This is a genomic window from Burkholderia sp. Ax-1724, assembly GCF_011752995.1.
Lineage (GTDB): Bacteria > Pseudomonadota > Gammaproteobacteria > Burkholderiales > Burkholderiaceae > Paraburkholderia.
Genome location: NZ_VWWL01000007.1, coordinates 39,674 through 55,478 on the forward strand (window position 1 = coordinate 39,674; position 15,805 = coordinate 55,478).

14 protein-coding genes are annotated in these 15,805 nt (G+C 67.7%); 3 read left to right on the top strand and 11 right to left on the bottom strand.

Features of this window, described 5'->3' with window-relative positions:
• Positions 1-36: 36 nt before the first annotated feature.
• The 4 genes from F3J19_RS10680 to F3J19_RS10695 form a co-directional block, all read right to left on the bottom strand.
• Positions 37-270, bottom strand: a complete 234-nt coding sequence (locus F3J19_RS10680) for a Fis family transcriptional regulator (RefSeq protein WP_008919619.1) — start codon at positions 268-270, stop codon at positions 37-39.
• Positions 267-1,343 (bottom strand): tRNA dihydrouridine synthase DusB, encoded by a 1,077-nt coding sequence (gene dusB, locus F3J19_RS10685; protein WP_167040570.1) that lies wholly within the window; start codon positions 1,341-1,343, stop codon positions 267-269. Before dusB ends, F3J19_RS10680 begins: the two co-directional genes overlap by 4 nt.
• Before the next feature lie 256 nt (positions 1,344-1,599).
• Complete coding sequence (locus tag F3J19_RS10690; protein ID WP_167040573.1) at positions 1,600-2,940, bottom strand: UbiH/UbiF/VisC/COQ6 family ubiquinone biosynthesis hydroxylase; 1,341 nt, start codon at positions 2,938-2,940, stop codon at positions 1,600-1,602.
• A 43-nt stretch (positions 2,941-2,983) separates the two neighbouring features.
• Positions 2,984-4,387, bottom strand: coding sequence for an aminopeptidase P N-terminal domain-containing protein (locus tag F3J19_RS10695; protein WP_167040576.1), 1,404 nt, complete (start codon positions 4,385-4,387; stop codon positions 2,984-2,986).
• Positions 4,388-4,603: 216 nt separating this feature from the next.
• Between F3J19_RS10695 and F3J19_RS10700 the strand changes: the two genes are divergently transcribed.
• Positions 4,604-5,224 (top strand): glutathione S-transferase N-terminal domain-containing protein, encoded by a 621-nt coding sequence (locus F3J19_RS10700; protein ID WP_167040580.1) that lies wholly within the window; start codon positions 4,604-4,606, stop codon positions 5,222-5,224.
• Positions 5,225-5,353: 129 nt separating this feature from the next.
• On the opposite strand, the gene lnt is transcribed toward F3J19_RS10700, so the two are convergent.
• The 7 genes from lnt to F3J19_RS10735 all read right to left on the bottom strand — a co-directional run bounded on the left by lnt (position 5,354) and on the right by F3J19_RS10735 (position 13,549).
• Positions 5,354-7,090 (bottom strand): apolipoprotein N-acyltransferase, encoded by a 1,737-nt coding sequence (lnt, locus tag F3J19_RS10705; protein WP_167040582.1) that lies wholly within the window; start codon positions 7,088-7,090, stop codon positions 5,354-5,356.
• Positions 7,091-7,210: 120 nt separating this feature from the next.
• Entirely contained in the window at positions 7,211-8,116 is a 906-nt protein-coding gene (locus tag F3J19_RS10710) for a transporter associated domain-containing protein (protein ID WP_167040585.1), read from the bottom strand.
• A gap of 295 nt (positions 8,117-8,411) precedes the next feature.
• On the bottom strand, positions 8,412-9,122 hold the full coding sequence (locus F3J19_RS10715) for a gamma-glutamylcyclotransferase (protein ID WP_167040588.1): 711 nt from the start codon (positions 9,120-9,122) through the stop codon (positions 8,412-8,414).
• A 51-nt stretch (positions 9,123-9,173) separates the two neighbouring features.
• Entirely contained in the window at positions 9,174-9,635 is a 462-nt protein-coding gene (ybeY, locus tag F3J19_RS10720; RefSeq protein ID WP_167040590.1) for an rRNA maturation RNase YbeY, read from the bottom strand.
• Between the two features lie 289 nt (positions 9,636-9,924).
• Positions 9,925-11,010: a PhoH family protein gene (locus tag F3J19_RS10725; RefSeq protein WP_167040593.1), complete on the bottom strand. Its 1,086-nt coding sequence runs from the start codon at positions 11,008-11,010 to the stop codon at positions 9,925-9,927.
• A gap of 61 nt (positions 11,011-11,071) precedes the next feature.
• The gene (miaB, locus tag F3J19_RS10730) at positions 11,072-12,445 is read right to left on the bottom strand and encodes a tRNA (N6-isopentenyl adenosine(37)-C2)-methylthiotransferase MiaB (protein WP_167040596.1); all 1,374 of its coding nucleotides are present in this window, start codon (positions 12,443-12,445) and stop codon (positions 11,072-11,074) included.
• Between the two features lie 138 nt (positions 12,446-12,583).
• Complete coding sequence (locus tag F3J19_RS10735) at positions 12,584-13,549, bottom strand: LysR family transcriptional regulator (protein ID WP_167040599.1); 966 nt, start codon at positions 13,547-13,549, stop codon at positions 12,584-12,586.
• A 116-nt stretch (positions 13,550-13,665) separates the two neighbouring features.
• On the opposite strand from F3J19_RS10735, the gene F3J19_RS10740 reads away from it, so the two are divergent.
• Both F3J19_RS10740 and F3J19_RS10745 read left to right on the top strand, forming a co-directional pair.
• Positions 13,666-14,832 carry an MFS transporter gene (locus F3J19_RS10740; RefSeq protein ID WP_167040602.1) on the top strand — a complete coding sequence of 389 codons (1,167 nt, stop codon included), beginning with the start codon at positions 13,666-13,668 and terminating at the stop codon, positions 14,830-14,832.
• Between the two features lie 123 nt (positions 14,833-14,955).
• On the top strand, positions 14,956-15,657 hold the full coding sequence (locus F3J19_RS10745; RefSeq protein ID WP_167040605.1) for an XRE family transcriptional regulator: 702 nt from the start codon (positions 14,956-14,958) through the stop codon (positions 15,655-15,657).
• Positions 15,658-15,805 lie beyond the last annotated feature (148 nt).

Below are 15,805 nucleotides of genomic sequence, written 5' to 3' on the forward strand. Positions count from 1 at the left end.
AAGGGAAACGTGGCAGGGCGCAGAAACTACAACGCGCTACAGCAAACCGTGTTGTTGCAGCTTCTTGCGCAGCGTATTGCGGTTGATGCCGAGATACTCGGCGGCCAGCGACTGGTTGCCGCCGGCCTGCTCGAGCACCACTTCGAGCAAGGGTTTTTCCACGCATGAGATGACCATGTCGTAGACGTCGTGCGGATTGGAGCCGTCGAGATCCTGGAAGTACACGTCCAGGCTGTCGCGGACGGATTGTTCGATGTTGTTCTTGCTCATGCTGCTAGTCGGTCGGTGTGGTCCTCGTCCTTGCTGTCGAGCCCGGGGTTGCCGGTCGATTCGTCGACGTAGACGAGGCGGTCTGAGATCGCCTTTTGCGCGTCGAAGAACTCGTTGACAGCGAGGAGTTGTTCGCGCGTGGTGTCCAGCGTATTCATGCGATGCCGGAACAGGTTGGCGCCGGAAAGGCCGCGAGTGTACCAGCCGATGTGCTTGCGCGCAGTGCGCACACCGGTAAATTCCCCGTAAAACGCATAGTGATCTTCGAGATGCTCGTTCATCACCTGCTGGATTTCGTCGATGCGCGGTGGCGGCAGCAGCTCGCCCGTCAGCAGGAAATGCCCGATCTCGCGGAACAGCCACGGACGGCCCTGCGCGGCGCGCCCGATCATAATCGCGTCCGCGCCGGTTGCGGCGAGCACCTCGCGCGCCTTGTGCGGCGAGGTGATGTCGCCGTTCGCGACGACCGGAATGCCGACCGCCGCTTTCACCGCGGCGATCGTTTCGTATTCGGCGTCGCCGTGGTACAGGTCGGCGCGCGTGCGGCCGTGCACGGTCAGCATCGAGATGCCGGCCGCTTGCGCGAGACGTGCGACGTTCAGCGCGTTTTTGTTCTCGCGATTCCAGCCGGTGCGGATTTTCAGCGTGACGGGCACCGCGTCGGGCCCGACGCCGACCGCGTTCACCACCGCCTCGACGATGCGTTGCACGAGCGGCTCGTTCTGCAGCAGCGCCGAGCCGGCCGCGACGTTGCAGACCTTCTTGGCCGGGCAGCCCATGTTGATGTCGATGATCTGCGCGCCGTTCGCGACGTTGTAGCGGGCGGCCTCGGCCATCATGACCGGGTCCGCGCCGGCGATCTGCACGGCGATCGGCTCGACCTCGCCTTCGTGGTTGGCGCGGCGCATCGTCTTCTCGCTTTTCCACAGCTGCGCGTTCGACGCCACCATTTCCGACACCGCGTAACCCGCGCCGAGCCGTTTGCACAGCTGGCGGAACGGGCGGTCGGTTACGCCGGCCATGGGAGCGACGAACAGGTTGTTACGCAGATTGTGGGAGCCGAGAGTGGGCATGACGTGAGCGCGCTGGCGACGGCCGGGATTTGACAATCATGGCCGCCGATGCAATGCGAAATGCGAGGGAAAACCGCCATTTTAGCGTTAACGGGTTGCCGGGACTCGCCATCTGCGTGTCGTAACCCATTAAATCTTCTATGAAAGTGGGACGATTCATAGAATCGCGCAGTGCGCACGATAGCCCGCCCGAGCGCGGCGCAAACGGCACGCAAATGCCGCGCAAACGCCACGGCCGGGCGAATTTACCGCGCGTCTAACGGCGCTGGCCGAACATCATCTGGCGGGCGAGCGCGGTTTTGACCGGCGGCACGAATTCGAGCGCGGTCAGCGCAAGGCCGCGCATGATCGCGAGTGGCGGGAAGTCGACGGTGAAAAGACGCGCGAGCGTGTCGGTCGCGCCGATCGTCATGCGCCGGTCGAGTGCGCGGCGTTGCGCGAACGTCGCGAGCGCAAGCGGGGTCGGGCCTTCCGCCGAGAGCGCGTCGGCGAGCGCGTGCGCATCGCGCAGGCCGAGGTTGAGGCCCTGGCCTGCCACCGGATGCAGCGTCTGCGCTGCATTGCCGATTGCGACGATGTGGCCGTTCACGAGCGTATCGACGGCGTTGAGCCCGAGCGGGAACGACGCGCGTCCGCGGATCTGCGTGAAGCGGCCCATGCGGTCGCCGAACGCGGCGTCGAGTTCGCCCAGGAACTCGGCGTCGGAGAGCTGCGCGCGGCGCGCGGCTTCCTCGGGCGAGCAGCACCAGACGAGCGCGTAGTCGGCGCCGCGCACGCCGCCCATCGGCAGCAGCGCGATCGGACCTTGCGCGGTGAAGCGCTCCCACGCGACGTGCGGCTGCGGCGTGGACACGGTGACCGTGCCGACCAGCGCGGTTTGGCCGTAGTCGCGCGAGCCGATGCCGTTGGCGCTTTTATCCACACTTCTGGCGACGCCGCGTTTATCGGCGGCGGCGTCGGTGGGGCTGGCGGTGCGCTCGCCGGCCTCTTCTTCCTCGGCATCGCGGCTCGTGTCGCGGGCCGCCTTTCGCGCGGTTTTCTGATCGCCGAACAGGCCGCCCTCGGCGTTCACGAGAATCCGCGTGCGCAACTGCCGCGCGACACCGGCGGTTTCGATCGGCAGCGTGACGCCGTCGGATTCCTGGGTCGGCGCACCGGCCGAGGTCGAGCGAAACCAGTGGACCCGTGTTGCGTGCACGGCGTCGGCGAGGCCGTGCACGATCGAGCCGTAGCGCAGCACGTAGCCGAGCGCGGGCAGGCCGTGCTCGCGATGATCGATCAGCGTGCGGCCGAAGTGACCGCGCTGCGACACGTGGATGCGCTCGATCGCGGTGGCGTCGGCGGGCCAGCGCAGCGGTTCGAGGATCATCCGGCTGCCGTGCGAGACCGCGATTGCGCGCGGATCGGCAATCGAGTCCTCGGGCTCGCGCGCATCGACGAGCGCGAGCCTCAGTTCGCGTGCCACGCTGCGGCGCGCGAGCCAGCCGGCGAGCGCGAGACCGACCGGCCCGGCGCCGACGATCGTCACGTCGAAGTCGAACGCCTGCTGGCGCGAGGCGGGCTTCAGGATCACCGCCGAGGGAGAGGCTTCGTTCATCGCCGGTCAGGTCCTGGCTGCATGCGTCGTTTCATGGGGCGCTTCATGCGTCGCTTCCTGCGCGGCGCGCTTCCCGCATCAGCGCCTCGATCTCGTCGGCGGCAACCGGGACGTCGCGCGTCATCAGTTCGCAACCGGTGGGCGTCACGATCGCATCGTCCTCGATGCGGATGCCGATGTTCCAGTAGCGCTCGGGCACGCCCTCGGCCGGCCGGATGTACAGGCCCGGCTCGATCGTCAGCGTCATCGATGCCTGCAGCGTGCGCCACGGCAGCGCGCCCGCCTCGTCGCGCGGCGCGCCGCGCTCGCGGTAGTCGCCGCAGTCGTGCACGTCCATGCCGAGCCAGTGGCCGGTGCGGTGCATGTAGAACGGCGCGTAGGCGCGCTCGGCGAGCACGTCGTCGAGCGAGGCGAACTTCTCGCGCGGCACGATGCCGGTGTCGAGCAGCCCCTGCGACAGCACGCGCAGCGCGGCCTGGTGCGGATCGTCGAAGGTGACGCCGGCGCGCGTCGCATCGATGGCGGCCTGCTGCGCGGCCAGCACGATGTCGTACAGTTCGCGCTGCGCCGGCGTGAAGCGGCCGCTCGCCGGGAACGTGCGCGTGATGTCGGACGCGTAGCCGTCGAGCTCGCAGGCCGCGTCGATAAGGATCAGGTCGCCGTCGCGCGCGATCGCGTTGCCGGCCGGGTAGTGCAGCACGCAGGCGTTCGCGCCCGCCGCGACGATCGAGGTATAGGCCGGCGCCTGCGCGCCGAACTTGCGGAACGTGTAGAGCAACTCGGCCTCGAGTGCGTATTCGCGGATGCCGGGCCGGCACGCGGCCATCGCGCGCCGATGCGCGGCGGCCGAAATCTGCCCGGCGCGGCGCATGATCGCGAGTTCGTGGTCGTCCTTGATAAGCCGCATTTCGTCGAGCAGCGGCAGCAGATCGCGCGCGGCGGCGGGCGCGGCGACGCCGCCGCGGCCTTGCGCGCGCACTGCGTCGAGCCAGCCGCGCACCTGTTCGTCGAGCCGCGCCGAACGGCCGAGCGCGTAATGCAGCGCCGGTTTGTCGGCGAGGATGCGCGGCACCTGCGCGTCGAGTTCGCCGAACGGGAATGCGGCGTCGAAGCCGAACGCTTCGCGCGCACCCTCGGGGCCGAAGCGGAAGCCTTCCCACGTCTCGCGCTCGACGTTCTTCTCGCGGCAGAACAGGATCGAGGCGGGCGCGCCGGGGGCGGCGCTCGCGTCGAGCACGAGCAGCGCCTCGGGCTCGGCGAAGCCGGTCAGGTAATAGAAGTAGCTGTCGTGACGGTACGGGTAGTCGGCGTCGCGGTTGCGCAGCGCTTCCGGCGCGGTCGGGACGATGGCGACGCCGCCGCCCGCGGCGCGTAGCGCGGCGAGAACGCGCTCGCGGCGCGTGCGGTAGACGTCGATGGCGATGGTGGGTTCGGTCGGCTGGTTCATCGTGCGATTGTAGCGCTCCGTCCCGTTGTGCTTTCGGTGTCGCGCACGCCGGCGCCGCCGTTTTGCGCGGATTGGCACGCAGCCTGGCGGCATCGCCGCCGCGGGCATGTTGCAATCCGCCCACAGCGGGTCCGCGCGCGGCTCGCGAAGATGCGGCCGGTACGTTCGTGATGCCCCTGGACCACTTATACTTTCGCCGGATTCAGAAAAAGGCAGATGGTCATGATGAAACTCATCGGTTCGCTCGCCAGCCCGTTCGTGCGCAAAGCGCGAATCGTGCTCGCCGACAAGAAGATCGACTATGAACTGGTGCCCGAGAACGTCTGGGCGCCGGATACCCGGATTCACACGTTCAATCCCATCGGCAAGGTGCCGTGCCTCGTGATGGAAGACGGCGAAGCGGTGTTCGACTCGCGCGTGATCTGCGAATACGTCGATACGCTCTCGCCGGTCGGCAAGCTGATTCCGCCGTCGGGGCGCGAGCGCGTCGAAGTGCGCTGCTGGGAAGCGCTCGCCGACGGCGTGCTCGACGCGGCCGTGCTGATCCGTCTCGAAAGCACGCAGCGCGCGCCCGAACAGCGCGTCGACGCGTGGGTCGCGCGCCAGCAGCGCAAGATCGACGAGGGTCTGATGGCGATGTCGCAGGGGCTCGGCAGCAAGCCGTGGTGCGCGAGCAATCACTACATGCTCGCCGATATCGCGGTGGGCTGCGCGCTCGGCTATCTCGACTTCCGCATGCCGCACCTGAACTGGCGCGAAGCGCATCCGAATCTGGACAAGCATTTCCAGAAGCTGTCGCTGCGGCAGTCGTTTATCGATACGGCGCCGAAGGACTGAACGGAGCGCGTCCGGTGAACGCGGCCTACGGGCGAAGCGCCGGGCGCCGGCCGGCCTGAACCGGAATTTGTCCCTTTGATGAAAAAATGCGCCTGACGGGGTCAGGCGCATTTTTTTTGGCGGGTGCGGTTAGCGCGCGTCTTTGCGGCGGTCCTCACGGCACCGCGCGATGCCGGGTCCGAACGCGAAACCGAATGCGAGCAGCAGCACCGACACCGCCAGCACCGTGTTGTTGCCGCTCGTCACGTAAGGTGTGTTGCCCGAGGTGCCTTGCACCTTCACGTCGAGCGAGCCGACCGTGTAGGGCGCGAGGCGTCCGATCACGCGGCCGTTCGCGTCGATCGCGGCGGTCATGCCGGTGTTGGTCGCGCGCAGCATCGGCCGGCCGGTTTCGAGTGCGCGCATGCGCGCGATCTGCAGATGCTGGTCGAGCGCGATCGTGTCGCCGAACCACGCGAGGTTGGTCGAATTGACGAGCACGCCGGCCGGCGTCGAGTTTTCGCGCAGCGTGCGCGCGATCTCCTCGCCGAAGATGTCCTCGTAGCAGATGTCGGCCGCGACCGGCTGGTTATGCACCATGAACGGCTTCTGCACCGGCGCGCCACGGAAGAAATCGCCGAGCGGAATGCGCATCAGGTTGACGAACCAGCGGAAGCCCCACGGCACGAACTCGCCGAACGGCACGAGGTGGTGCTTGTCGTAGCGATAAATGTCGCGCGAGCCCGGCGTGACGCCGAACAGGCTGTTGGTGTAGTCGACCACCCGGCCTTCGGGCGTGATCGTGCCGCCGAGCGCGCCGAACAGGATCGCGCTGCCGGTCGAGTCCGAGAACTCGCGGATCGCGGCCGCGAACGGTGTCGGCAACTGCTGCGCGAGCACGGGAATCGCGGTTTCCGGCGTGACGATCAGATCGGCCGGCTGCGCGGTAATCATCTGCTGATACTGATCGATCGCCGCGCGCATGCCGGCTTCCTCGAACTTCATCTCCTGCTTGACGTTGCCTTGCAGCAGACGCACGCTCAACGGCGCGTTGGCGGGCGTCGTCCACGGCACGAGCGGCAGCAGCAGGCCGATCACGATCAGCGCCAGCGCGGCGCTGGCGGGTGCGGCGATCGACGACACGCGGCGCGGCGCGGCAGGGCCGCTCGCGGCGGCGCCCGGTGCGGCGCCTGCGTTGCGCGGTTCGCGTGCGGAACCCGCCGAGATCGACGCCAGCAGCGCCTGCACGATCAGCGCGGCGCTCAGCGCGACCATCCAGCCGACGCCGTACACGCCGGCCACCGGCGCGAATCCGGCGAACGGGCCGTCCACCTGCGCATAGCCGGTGGCGAGCCACGGAAAGCCGGTGAACACGGTGCCGCGCAGCCATTCGCCGATGGCCCACGCGCTCGCGAAGGCGAGCGCGCCGTGCCAGGTCGGCGAGAACGGCTGGCGGTCGTCGGCCGCGCCGTTGCGGGCGTGGCCCGCGCAGAACGACCAGACGCCTGCGGCCAGCGCCGGATAGAGGGCCAGGTACAGCGAGAACAGCGCGAGCGCCGTGCCGGCCAGCGGCGCGGGCATGCCGCCGTAGTCGTGCATGCTCACGTAGAGCCACCACACGCCGGTCACGAAATTGCCGAAGCCGAACGCCCAGCCCGTCAGCGCGGCGCTTTTCCAGCCGGTGCTTCGTGTGAGCCACGCGAAAAAGAACACGAAGATCGCGAGCTGCAGCCAGCCGCCGTGCGGCGTCGGCGCGAACGATAGCGTATTGGCGGCACCCGCGGCGAGCGCCACGAGATAGTGCCAGCGCGGCAGGGCGCGGCTGCGCGTGTCGGCGGCGGGGGCGCTCACGTCGTGGCGCGGGCGGGAAGTGATCGGGTCGGCCATTATTGCGTGGTCGGCGTCGGAAGTTGAGGAGTCAAAAAAGCGTGCAAGGAAACCTGCAAGGCGGCACGCCAAAATTTCGCGAACGGGCGCGCCGGCGAAACGGCACGGCGCGCCGGCCGCTCAGGTCTGCACGTGCTGCGCCTCGCGTTCGCGCTGGCCCGCGAGCGGGTCGCGGCGCACCAGCAGCATGTGGACCTGGCGCGCGTCGCCGCGCAGGATCTCGAAGATCAGATCGTCGAGGCGGACTTTTTCGCCGCGATGCGGCACGCGGCCGAAGTGATGCGTAACGAGCCCGCCGATCGTATCGACTTCCTCGTCCGAATAGTGCGTGCCGAAGGTCTCGTTGAACTGCTCGATCTCGGTCAGCGCGCGCACGCGGAAGCGCCCGTCCGGCGAGGCGATGATGTTGCCGCTTTCCTCGTCGAAATCGTATTCGTCCTCGATGTCGCCGACGATCTGCTCCAGCACGTCTTCGATCGTGATGAGGCCCGCCACGCCGCCGTATTCGTCGACGACCACCGCGAGGTGGTTGCGGTTCACGCGAAAGTCGTGCAGCAGCACGTTCAGGCGCTTCGACTCGGGGATGAACACGGCCGGGCGCAGCATGCCGCGCACGTCGAATTCTTCTTCGGCGTAGTAGCGCAGCAGGTCTTTCGCGAGCAGCACGCCGATGATGTTGTCGCGATTGCCCTCGTAGACCGGATAGCGCGAGTGCGCCTTTTCCAGCACGAACGGGATGAATTCGGATGGGTTGTCCGCGATGTTGATCGCGTCCATTTGCGCTCGCGGCACCATGATGTCGCGTGCGCACAGTTCCGACACCTGGAACACGCCTTCGATCATCGACAGCGAGTCGGCGTCGATCAGGTTGCGCTCGTGCGCGTCCTGCAGAATTTCCAGAAGTTCGGCGCGCGAGTCGGGCTCGGGCGAGATGAAATCGGTCAGGCGCTCGAGCAGCGAGCGCTTTTCCTGCGGTTTGTCGAGGGTGCGTCCGGTATGGCGTCGACTGGGATACGTGTCGTTCATGGTAGTGCGCCCGGCGAGACTGGGCGCGCTGTTGCAGAGCATTAAGGATACACCAGGCGCATGGCGAAACCGTGTCCCGCCGGGCCTGGCGCTGATTTGAAGCCGGGTGAAGCGGCCGCGCCGCGAGGGCGGGGCATGGGCTCATCCTAACCGATTACGTGTCGAAAAGCGCTTGCCGGCAAAAAAGTAACTCGCGCACGGGGACGGGCGAGAGCGGGCGGGATGGCTCGCGGCGCCGCCGCGGGCGAGCCGTGCCTAGGGCCGGCCGGCGCTTCCGGCTTCGGCTCTTTCAGTCTTACCGTCCCGTCGCCGCGCGCTCGGGCGTGGCCGGCTGCGGCATTTCATCGACCTCTCGCGCCTGACAGCGTGTGAGCAGCGCTTCGAGCGCGCGGTCGGGCATGCCGCTTTCGCGCAGCGCATGGACCGTGCGGCTCACGTAGTCGAGCGTCGTGCCGTAGCGGCCGCACGCGCAACCGAGCACGGTCCGGACGATGTCGTCGCGCAGCTTGCCGGTGTAGCTCGGTGCGTCGCGCCGCATCACGAAGGCGAGCGCGTCGACGCGCCGGCCGTCCGCGAGTACGCAGGGCAGCCAGGCGGGGCGGTACGAGCCCATCGGCATTTCGCGGCGCCACAGCGCTTCGAGATGCGGCATCGAGCCGGCGGCGGCGAGCCGGAATGCCACGCCAGTGCACGAGCCGCCGCGATCGAGCGCGAGCACGAGGCCCGGCTGCTCGGGCGTGCCGCGATTCACGCGCGACCATAGGTAGAGCCCGCGGTGATAGCCGTGCACCTTCGAGCGCAGCGCTTCGACGGTCGGCAGGCCCGGGTTCCAGATCAGCGAGCCATAGCCGAACAGCCACAGGTCGCTTTGGCGGTCCCAGCCGCGCAGCGTCGATTCGAGCGACGCGCGCAGTTCCTCGTCCGTCAGCAGCCGCGACTCGCCGAGCATCGGCGGGTAGTCCGGGCAGCGCACGGGGATATCGGCTTCGGGGGACGAGGTGCTCACGGTAGGGTTGGGTCGTGGATGGCGTGGGGAAGGGGCGGGAGTCGCAGAAGCCTATCGGTAAGGGTCCGGAAACCCGAGCTTACCGAGGATTTCGGTTTCGATCGCTTCCATTTCCTCGGCTTCTTCCTCGACTTCGTGGTCGTAGCCCTGGGCATGCAGCGTACCGTGCACGAGCAGATGCGCATAGTGCGCGACGAGCGGCTTGCCCTGCTCGGTGGCTTCCTTTTCAACTACCGGGCAGCACAGGATCAGATCGCCCGTGACCGGATCGTCTTCCGATTCGGCGTAGGCGAAGGTCAGCACATTGGTCGCGTAGTCCTTGCCGCGATAGGTGCGGTTCAGCGTGCGGCCTTCCTCGACGTCGACGAAACGCACGGTCAGTTCGCCGTCCGCGAAGAGCGCCGCCTTGATCCAGCTCGCGACGCTCGCGCGCGGCAGCAGCGCCTTGTGTTCCGGCCAGGCTTTGGCGGCGGGAAATTGCAGGTTCAACGTCAGTTTCGGGGAGCGGCTCATGCGGTCTCGGGTCGGGGCTTCGCGTTTGTTGTGGTGTTTCCTGCGGCGTTCGTTGTTGCGCTGGCGGTTGCGTGGGGCGTTACGCTCTTGGTGGCGTTCGTGGCGTTCGTGGCGTTCGTGGCGTTCGTGGCGTTCGTGGCGTTCGTGGCGTTCGTGGCGTTCGTGGCGTTCGTGGCGTTCGCGATGGCAGCGGCTTCGAGCAGAGCGCGTCGCTCCGGTGGCGCCGCTCGGCGGCGCGGCTTACGCGGTCCGGTCAGCCACGCCGCCTATCCCGCGCAAGTGCCGCGCTTCAGCGCGAATCCAACGGAGCCGCCGATTTCTGCGCATGCGCATCGTACGCCTCCACAATGCGCGCGACCAGCGGATGGCGCACCACATCCGCGCTCGTGAAGCGCGTGAGCGCGATGCCGCGCACCTCCGAGAGCACCTGCTGCGCCTCGATCAGGCCGCTCTTGTGGCCGCGCGGCAGGTCGATCTGGGTCGTGTCGCCGGTGACGACGGCCTTCGAGCCGAAGCCGATCCGCGTGAGGAACATCTTCATCTGCTCGGGCGTGGTGTTCTGCGCCTCGTCGAGGATGATGAACGCGTGGTTCAGCGTGCGGCCGCGCATGTACGCGAGCGGTGCGATTTCGATCATCTGCCGCTCGAACATCTTCGCGGTCTTGTCGAAGCCGAGCAGGTCGTAGAGCGCATCGTAGAGCGGACGCAGGTACGGATCGACCTTCTGCGCCAGATCGCCCGGCAAGAAGCCGAGCCGCTCGCCCGCCTCGACGGCCGGGCGCGTCAGCACGATGCGCTTGACCTGGTCGCGCTCGAGCGCGTCGACCGCGCAGGCCACCGCGAGGTAGGTCTTGCCGGTGCCGGCCGGGCCGACGCCGAACGTGACGTCGTGCGAGACGATCTGCTTCAGATACTCGCGCTGCGCCGGCGTGCGGCCGCGCAGGTCCGCGCGCCGCGTGTAGAGCTTCGGACCGTATTCCTGGAAGTCGTCGTCGCTCGCGTCGAGATCGGCGGGCTGGTCGAACGGATGATCGGGGTTGCCGGCGAAGCGCGGATCGGCCGCGTCGTCGCCATTGGTGCCGCCGTTGCCGTTCGGCCGATGGCGCGCCGGATGGCGCACTTCGACGAGCGCGAGCTGGATGTCGTCGACCGACAAAGGCTCGCGCGCGCTGTTGTAGAAGTTTTCGAGCGCCGTGAGCGCGAGCTTTGCGCCGCGTCCGCGAATCGTGATGCGATGGCCGCGGCGCTGCAAGGTCACGTCGAGCGCCTGCTCGATCTGCCGCAGATTTTCGTCGAGCGGTCCGCAGAGGTTGGCGAGCCGCGCGTTGTCTTCGCGCGGCGCGGTGAATTCCAGATGCTGCTGAGTGGTCTTCAAGGCGGTGAGTCGATCCTGTCGGTTGCGGTACTCGGAATGTCGGTCAGTGTGCTTGGTGCGCTTAGTGCGTCACGGCGGCGCGGTCGTCGTGAACCATCACGAGTTCGCCGCGCAGCGAGTGCGGGTACGCGTGCACGATCTTCACGTCGACCATCTGGCCGATCAACCGTGCGTGCGAGGCGACCGGCGCCGGGAAATTGACGACGCGGTTGTTCTCGGTGCGGCCCGCGAGCTCGTTCGGGTCCTTGCGCGCGGGGCGCTCGACCAGAATGCGCTCGACCTTGCCGACCATCGCGTCGCTGATGTGCTGCACGTTCTCTTCGATGGTCGCCTGCAGATGTTGCAGGCGTTTGAGCTTCACCTCGCGCGGCGTGTCGTCGTGCAGGTTCGCGGCCGGCGTGCCGGGACGCGGGCTGTAGATGAACGAGAAGCTCGTGTCGTACTTCATCTCGTCGACGAGCGCCATCATCTTCGCGAAGTCTTCCTCGGTCTCGCCGGGGAAGCCGACGATCATGTCCGTCGACAGCGACAGGTCCGGGCGGATCGCACGCAGCTTGCGGATCACGGACTTGTATTCGAGCACGGTGTAGCCGCGCTTCATCGCCATCAGGATGCGGTCGGAGCCGTGCTGCACCGGCAGATGCAGGTGGCTCACGAGCTTCGGCACCTTCGCGTAGGTGTCGATCAGGCGCTGCGTGAATTCCTTCGGATGCGAGGTGGTGTAGCGAATCCGTTCGATGCCGGGGAGGTCCGCGACGTATTCGATCAGCGTCGCGAAGTCGGCGATCTCGCTTGAGCCCACGGTCAGCGCGCCACGGTATGCGTTGACGTTCTGGCCGAGCAGCGTGACTTCGCGCACGCCCTGGTCGGCGAGACCGGCGATTTCGGTCAGCACGTCGTCGAGCGGACGCGACACTTCCTCACCGCGCGTGTAGGGCACGACGCAGTAGCTGCAGTACTTGCTGCAGCCTTCCATGATCGACACGAACGCGCTCGGGCCTTCGACGCGCGCCGGCGGCAGGTGGTCGAACTTCTCGATTTCGGGGAACGAAATATCGACCTGGGCGCGCCCGCTCACGCGGCGCTCGTCGATCATTTGCGGCAGGCGGTGCAGCGTTTGCGGCCCGAACACGATGTCGACGTACGGCGCGCGCGCGACGATCGACGCGCCTTCCTGGCTCGCCACGCAGCCGCCTACGCCGATAATCAGATCTGGATTCGCGTCCTTCAGCTCGCGCACGCGGCCGAGGTCGGAGAAGACTTTTTCCTGCGCTTTTTCGCGCACCGAGCAGGTGTTGAACAGGATCACGTCGGCGTCTTCCGGCGTGTCGGTCTTGACGAGTCCTTCAGCGGCACCGAGCACGTCGACCATCTTGTCGGAGTCGTACTCGTTCATCTGGCAGCCAAAGGTCTTTACATAAACTTTCTTGGTCATCGAATTTCGCCGGTCGCAGTGGTTAACCTGGGGGCGTCATAAAGGGTGGAGAGGGTTGCGCGGTGCGCCGGGCCACGCGTTCGGGCGCGCAAGCTGATGCGCAAGCGCCGCCGCAACGTAACTCACTATTATAGCCCTTCAGGGAGCACGGGTTTGGCCGCCGGCCGAGCGTTCCGGCGGCAGGCCCAGCAGGCTTTCCAGTTCGTCCGACACGAGCGCGAAACGCTCGGCGAGAAAATCGAGCAGCGCGCGCACGCGCGGCGCCATGAAGCGGTTGCGGTGATAGAGCGCGTGCAGCGGCGCGTCCGGATAGCGCCACTCGGGCAACAGCACCTTCAGTCCGTCGGCGCGCAGGTCCGCTTCCACGTCCCACATCGATTTGATCGCGATGCCGTAGCCGCGCAGCGCCCATTCGCGGGCGACCGCGCCGTCGTTGGTCTCGCGCGCGGCGTCGAGCGGCACCGTGTAGTGCTGCACTGCGTCGCCGCGCGTGAAGCGCCACTCGTTCGCCGGCCCGGACGCGGTGCCGAGCACGATGCAATCGAAACGGGCGAGGTCTTGCGGGTCCTTCGGCTCGCCCTTGCGCGCGATGTATGCCGGCGACGCGCACAGCACGCGCCGGTTCGGCGCGAGCTTGCGGGCGACCAGCGAGCTGTCCTGCGGCACGCCGAAGCGGATCGCGAGATCGATGTCTTCCTGCACGAGATTCGACAGCGAATCCGACAGCGTCAGCGCGAACTTCACGTCCGGATATCGCGCGTTGAATTCGTCGAGCCAGTGCAGCAGCAGGTTGCGGCCGAAGTCGGAGGTCGTCGAGATGCGCACCTTGCCGCGCACGACGCCTTGCCCTTCCTGCAAGGCCGCTTCGGCGTCGTCGAGCGATTGCAGCGCCTCGCGGCAGCAGTTCAGATAGAGCCGCCCCTCGTCGGTGAGCCGCAACTGGCGCGTGGTGCGCTCGAAGAGCCGCGCCTTCAGATGGCTTTCGAGCCTGGCGAGGCGCGCGCTTGCCGCGGCGGGCGTGAGGCCCATTCTGCGGCCCGCCGCCGACAGGCTGCCCTGCTGCGCCGCTTCGACGAAGAGGCGGATGTCGCCGAGATTGTCCATTGCTGATTTTCAAGCACGATTTGAAAATGTTTCAAATGCTACGCCAATTATCAAATCGGCTCCCTGCCCGGACAATGCGGCCTTGACTGAATTTCCCTCTTATCCGGAGCACCTCCATGCCCATTCCCTTACTCGCGCTGGCGATCAGCGCATTCGCGATCGGCACGACCGAATTCGTCATCATGGGCCTGTTGCCCGAGGTGGCGCGCGATCTCGCCGTGTCGATTCCGTCGGCGGGGCTGCTCGTGAGCGGCTACGCGCTCGGCGTCGCGGTCGGCGCGCCGCTGCTCGCGGTGGTCACGAGCAAGATGTCGCGCAAGCTGGCGCTGCAACTGCTGATGGGCGTGTTCATCGTCGGCAACGTGCTGTGCGCGGTCGCGCCCGATTATTCGGTGCTGATGGTCGCGCGCGTCGTGACCTCGTTCGCGCACGGCTCGTTCTTCGGCATCGGCGCGGTGGTCGCGGCCTCGCTTGTGCCGGCCGAGAAGCGCGCCAGCGCGATCGCGCTGATGTTCACGGGCCTCACGCTCGCGAACGTGCTCGGCGTGCCGTTCGGCACCTTCGTCGGCCAGCAGTTCGGCTGGCGCGCGACGTTCTGGATCGTTAGCGGACTCGGCGTGCTGTCGCTCGCGGGCATCGCGGCGCTCGTGCCGAACCGGCACGACAGCGGCCCGGCCGGCCTCGGCCACGAAGTGCGCGTGCTGAGGGACCCGCAGGTCTGGACCGCGCTCGCGATGACGGTGCTCGGCTTCGGCGGCGTGTTCGTCGTGTTCACCTATATCGCGCCGATCCTCGAACAGGTGAGCGGCTTCTCGCCGCGCGCCGTGACGCTGATTCTCGTGCTGTTCGGCGCGGGCCTGACGGTCGGCAACGTGGTCGGCGGCAAGCTCGCGGACCGCGCGCTGATGCCCTCGCTGATGGGCATTCTCGCCGCGCTCGCGGTGGTCATGGCGGTCTTCGCGCGCACCAGCCATTCGCAGGTCGCCGCGGCGGTCACGGTGTTCGTGTGGGGCATTGCCGCGTTCGCGACGGTGCCGCCGTTGCAGATGCGCGTGGTCGAGAAGGCGGCCGCCGCGCCGAATCTCGCCTCGACGCTGAACATCGGCGCGTTCAACGTCGGCAATGCGGCAGGCGCGTGGCTCGGCGGCCTCGTGATCGCTCACGGCCATGCCCTCGATACCTTGCCGTGGGTCGCGGCGGCGGTCAGCGTGGCGGCGCTGCTGCTCACGTGGTTCGCCGCGCGCATGGATGCGCCGGTGCGCGCGGTCGCGCAGCGTGCGTGAACGGCTTGCCTCTGCAATGCTGATAACAGTGTGAAGATAACTTCGTTGGGCGCGGCACAGCGCGATGCTATCTTGCTTCCACTCAATGCTTTTGCGCCGCCCGGCGGCGCTCTGGAGGCCACTATGCATTCTCCGCTTGCACTGGTTCGCGATCGCCCGGCCGATGCCGACGCGGTGCCGCGCGCAGCCGAACCGTTCGATGCGCTCGAGCAACTGGTCGGCGTGAATCTGGCCCGCCTGCGCGCCGAGCGCCAGCTTTCGCTCGATGCGCTAGCGCGCGCGTCCGGCGTGTCGCGCGCCATGCTCGCGCAGATCGAATCGGCGCGCAGCGTGCCGTCGATCAAGGTGCTGTGCAAGGTGGCGGCGGCGCTGAAGGTCTCGGTCGCGGCGTTTCTGCGGCGCCACGCGACGAACGGCTTCGAGCATCTGCCGGCCGAGCGCTCGGCGCGAGTCGTCAGCGCGAACGGGCGCTACTCGGCGCGGCCGCTGTATCCCGATACCGAGCCGGGCGCCGCCGAATTTCACGAGCTGCGCATCGCGCCGCTGCACACCGAGACGGGCACGCCGCGCGCGCCGGGCACGACCGTCAACCTCGTCGTCAGCGACGGCACGCTCGAAGTCAGCGTGCACGATCAACGCCAACTGCTCGCGACCGGCGATGCGATCGTCTTCGATGCCGATCAGCCGCACAGCCTGCGCAATCCCGGCGACACCGAGGCGCGCGCGTTTCGCGTGACGCTGCGGGCGGAGACGCCGCCGCGCTGGGACGTGCCGGCCGTGGGCGCGGCGCGTGAGGAGGCCGCGCGCGAAGGCGTGCCGGGTTGAGGATCGACGGCGCGCGAGGTTCGGGCGCAGATCGGCGCGCAGTCAGCGCGTCGCTGCAGGTCCAACGCCGCCAGTAGGGTCTTTGTGGGGCGAGCTGCAGTTCCGGTGCGCCTGTTGTATGCTTCGCCGGCCGGTCGAACCGGCAATC

Excerpts from the sequence above, each read along its gene's own strand:
- F3J19_RS10680 (WP_008919619.1), bottom strand. The coding sequence starts at position 270 with ATGAGCAAGAACAACATCGAACAATCCGTCCGCGACAGCCTGGACGTG.
- dusB (WP_167040570.1), bottom strand. The coding sequence starts at position 1,343 with ATGCCCACTCTCGGCTCCCACAATCTGCGTAACAACCTGTTCGTCGCT.
- F3J19_RS10690 (WP_167040573.1), bottom strand. The coding sequence starts at position 2,940 with ATGAACGAAGCCTCTCCCTCGGCGGTGATCCTGAAGCCCGCCTCGCGC.
- F3J19_RS10695 (WP_167040576.1), bottom strand. The coding sequence starts at position 4,387 with ATGAACCAGCCGACCGAACCCACCATCGCCATCGACGTCTACCGCACG.
- F3J19_RS10700 (WP_167040580.1), top strand. The coding sequence starts at position 4,604 with ATGGTCATGATGAAACTCATCGGTTCGCTCGCCAGCCCGTTCGTGCGC.
- lnt (WP_167040582.1), bottom strand. The coding sequence starts at position 7,090 with ATGGCCGACCCGATCACTTCCCGCCCGCGCCACGACGTGAGCGCCCCC.
- F3J19_RS10710 (WP_167040585.1), bottom strand. The coding sequence starts at position 8,116 with ATGAACGACACGTATCCCAGTCGACGCCATACCGGACGCACCCTCGAC.
- ybeY (WP_167040590.1), bottom strand. The coding sequence starts at position 9,635 with ATGAGCCGCTCCCCGAAACTGACGTTGAACCTGCAATTTCCCGCCGCC.
- miaB (WP_167040596.1), bottom strand. The coding sequence starts at position 12,445 with ATGACCAAGAAAGTTTATGTAAAGACCTTTGGCTGCCAGATGAACGAG.
- F3J19_RS10735 (WP_167040599.1), bottom strand. The coding sequence starts at position 13,549 with ATGGACAATCTCGGCGACATCCGCCTCTTCGTCGAAGCGGCGCAGCAG.
- F3J19_RS10740 (WP_167040602.1), top strand. The coding sequence starts at position 13,666 with ATGCCCATTCCCTTACTCGCGCTGGCGATCAGCGCATTCGCGATCGGC.
- F3J19_RS10745 (WP_167040605.1), top strand. The coding sequence starts at position 14,956 with ATGCATTCTCCGCTTGCACTGGTTCGCGATCGCCCGGCCGATGCCGAC.